General features: G+C 44.0%; 4 protein-coding genes. 1 reads left to right on the top strand and 3 read right to left on the bottom strand.

Features of this window, described 5'->3' with window-relative positions:
• The 3 genes from PF479_RS03080 to PF479_RS03070 form a co-directional block, all read right to left on the bottom strand.
• Positions 1–544 (bottom strand): ABC transporter permease (locus tag PF479_RS03080; protein ID WP_298002116.1); only part of this gene is annotated, 544 nt, incomplete at its 3' end.
• A 139-nt stretch (positions 545–683) separates the two neighbouring features.
• The gene (locus PF479_RS03075; RefSeq protein WP_298002114.1) at positions 684–1,838 is read right to left on the bottom strand and encodes a sugar ABC transporter ATP-binding protein; all 1,155 of its coding nucleotides are present in this window, start codon (positions 1,836–1,838) and stop codon (positions 684–686) included.
• Positions 1,839–1,845: 7 nt separating this feature from the next.
• Positions 1,846–2,193, bottom strand: a complete 348-nt coding sequence (locus tag PF479_RS03070) for an ATP-binding cassette domain-containing protein (RefSeq protein WP_298002112.1) — start codon at positions 2,191–2,193, stop codon at positions 1,846–1,848.
• A gap of 262 nt (positions 2,194–2,455) precedes the next feature.
• Between PF479_RS03070 and PF479_RS03065 the strand changes: the two genes are divergently transcribed.
• Positions 2,456–3,457, top strand: coding sequence for a LacI family DNA-binding transcriptional regulator (locus tag PF479_RS03065; protein ID WP_298002110.1), 1,002 nt, complete (start codon positions 2,456–2,458; stop codon positions 3,455–3,457).
• The last annotated feature ends 180 nt before the right edge of the window (positions 3,458–3,637 follow it).

The following is a 3,637-nucleotide window of genomic DNA, read 5'->3' as shown; positions in this document are numbered from 1 at the left end:
TGTCTACATTGATGGCAGAAAAGAGAGCGACCTTCTGATTGGACCCGACAGCACAGAGGTAGCGGCCGTAACGGGTGTTATTCAGGACCAGATTTAAAACTGCAGCCAGGCCCAGGAGGAAAAAGACAGGTACGGGAATCAATAAAAATGATCCCATACCAAAATCGCCGTACAGATTATTATTAGACTGGATTTCACCGGCATTCCCGATGTAAAGACTCATGGAACGAAAAATGGCCATAGATCCCAGTGTGGCTATAAAAGGAGCTATTTTACCTCTGGTAATCATAAAACCATTGAAGGCTCCGGCGGCTCCCCCGACAAGTATCCCCGTGATAAAGCCGATCAGGATGACAACAACCTCATTGTCGATGATTTTGAGAGCCGCATTCATAGTCAGAATGACAACAGCACCGGTGAATGCCGTCAGAGAACCGACAGAGAGGTCAATCCCGGCTGTGATGATCACAAATGTCATTCCCAGACCGATGATTCCTGTATAAGAAACCTGGCGCATAATGTTGATAAGGTTCTGGGGTTTCATAAAATAAGGGCTTAAGAAGGACGATAGTATGATCAGAAATATGAGAGCTATAAATGAAGCATACCTTTGCCAGTTAAACTGCTTCAACATTTCCCAAAAAGTTTTTTTCTCAGTAATTTCAGAATTGACAGATCCCATATCAGGCTTCCCCCTCGATAATACCAGTGGCATATAACATGATTGATTCTTCAGTGATTTTTTCATTTGTCAGGATACCCGTGACACGGCCGTCTTTCATGACGACAACCCGATGGCACATACCGATAAGCTCTTCCATTTCTGATGATATAAAGATGCAGGAGATCCCCTCCTGCACCAGGTTGTTGATAAAGTGATAAATCTCCTGTTTGGCAGAGACATCAATCCCCCTGGTGGGTTCATCCACGATCAGGACCATGGGTTCGGTATCAATGCTCTTAGACATGGAAACCTTCTGCTGATTCCCGCCGCTTAAAAACTCAAGGGCCGTATGAAGGCTGGCTGTTTTGAGGTTAAAAAGATTCTTATACTTTTCGCTGGTTTTCAGCTCCTGGGGTTTATTAATCCAGCGTAAGAAATTATTTGAATACCGGGGAAGGGAGACAAGGGTTGTATTCCTGGCCACAGAAAAAGAGGTGATGATTCCGCTTCCCTGCCTGTCCTCGGACAAGTATCCCAATCCGGCCTTGACGGCATCTTCGGGGTGCCTTATCAGGATTTTCTCACCATTGAGATAAATATTGCCCTCAGACATCTTTCTAAGACCCATGATGGCCTCCGAAACTTCTGTACGCCCTGCACCGACAAGACCACCCATACCCAGAATTTCACCTTTACGCAGGTTAAAACTGACACCATGGAGTAAACCTTCGATACAGATGTTCTCCACCTCAAAGACAACCTCATCTTCGGGCTGTACTTTTTTGGGGAAGAACTGTGAGAGTTCCCGTCCCACCATGCTCTGAGCCATCTCTTCGGGAGTGATATTGTTGATGTTTTCATCCAGGACAAAATATCCATCCCGCAAGACCAGAACTCTGTCGCAGATTTCTTTGACTTCCTTTAATTTATGAGAGATATAGACAATGGTCAGGCCTTTTTCTTTCAGTCTTTTCATCAGATTGAAGAGAATATTAATCTCATGGCTCGTCAGTACTGATGTAGGCTCATCCATGATGAGTATCCTGGACTCAAAAGCCAGGGCCTTACTGATCTCTACCATCTGCTTTTCAGCTCCGGTGAGGTTTTCAATTCTCTCATCCGGGGAGATATCAACCTCCAGGGAAGAAAGAAGAGTTTTTGTTTGAGTTTTCATGGCTTCCTTATCCAGGAAACCATTTTTTTTTAAGAATCTCGGAACCCAGAAATACATTATCAGCAACAGTCAGGTCGCTGATCAGGTTGAATTCCTGAGGAATAATGCTAATGCCCATTTTCTTAGCCACAGCAGTATTTTCGACCACAATGGGTAAACCATCAAAAAATATAGCACCTGCCGTGGGTTCATAGATTCCGCACAGGATTTTCATCTTAGTAGATTTCCCGGCTCCGTTCTCACCGATAAGACCCAGAACTTCCCCCCGGTTGATACCGAAGGAGACATTGTGCAGAACTTCTACAGTAGAAAAGCTTTTACTAATGTTCTCTACCCTCAAAATCTCATCACTCATAGGAGATAACGCTCCGAATACGTAAAGATTGTAACCGGTTCCATTTTATCATGCTGAAAAATAGGTGTCAACTTTTTTATTTTAACAGTCTTAAAATTCCACATAGGGACAAATAGCACCATATTCGTCTTAAAATCCGGGGGGATTACAATACCGGGGAATGATTAAAAAATGTATTTTTCAGGAACCGGTTCCATTAAATACTTTGAATATTTTTAGAAATAAGGTACAATATGAAAGGCTCTTATCTAAGGATTTCCAAATGAACATTAATGATATTGCCCGTCTGGCAGGAGTATCAAAAGCGACAATCTCCCGAGTACTGTCTCAGTCTCCTCATGTCAAAGAGATTACCCGGCAAAGAGTCCAGAAAATCATTACTGAAAATGGCTATGAGCCCAGCCATATCGCCCGCAATCTCTCCCGGCAGAAGAGTTCTACCATTGGTGTTATCATCGAAGACATTGCCAATCCCTTCTTCATAAGCATCAGTAGTGAGATTGAAAAAATCCTGTATGAAAAAAAGTACAACATGATGATAAGCAGTTCTCATTGGGACCGGGAAAAAGAACTGGAGATTGTACAGTCCATGATTCGAAGCAGTGTGGATGGGGTTATCATTGCCCCCATATCCCCCGATTCTGAAGCGGTCTCTCTTCTGAAACGCTCAGGACGTCCCTTTATCATGATGAACAGCTTTTCAGAGGACTCAGAGATAAACTATGTCTCCACCGATGATATATTGGGAGGGACACTGGCAGCAGAACATATTTTCAGACGTCTCAGGGAGAATGAAAAGATTATCCTCGTCACCGGATATGAACATCAGAACCTATCCAGACGGCTGGAAGGCTTTTTAGGATACATGGAGGAGAAGGGAATCAGCAGGCAGCAGATTACCCATTACAAAAACATCAACAACTACAAAGATGGATTAACCATCGCGTCAACCATCCTGCCCCATAGCCAGTTGAGGTCATGTCAGGCCAGTCTCTTTATTACAAACGATGATGTAGCCATGGGTGTATTGGAGGGATTGCTTCAATTGAACCTATCCATACCCGAAGACATTCGTATCCTGGGATATGACAATATTGAATTCTCCCAGCGATGCCGGATTCCCCTGACGACGATTGAACAGTCTCAAAAAGACATGGGAATCATTGCCACAATGGAGCTTCTGGAACTGATAAGCGACCCGGAAAAAGAGGTCAAAAGATACCTCCTTCCTCCCCGTCTCATCTTGAGAGAGTCCAGTCCCTGAATATGAAACCAGGGAATCCCTCTAATATTCCTTGGATTCCTGTTCCAGCTTTTCCCTGGTAGACAGAAGACCGCAGGCTGCAAAGATATCTTCACCTCTGCTTTTACGTATGGTCGTGTAGTATCCCTTATCCTTCAAAATAGTCTGAAAATCCTCCATCCGGGTCCGGGTGCTCCCTGT

It is taken from the genome of Oceanispirochaeta sp., from assembly GCF_027859075.1.
Taxonomy (GTDB): domain Bacteria; phylum Spirochaetota; class Spirochaetia; order DSM-2461; family DSM-2461; genus Oceanispirochaeta.
This window is presented reverse-complemented; position numbering and strand designations above follow the sequence as displayed.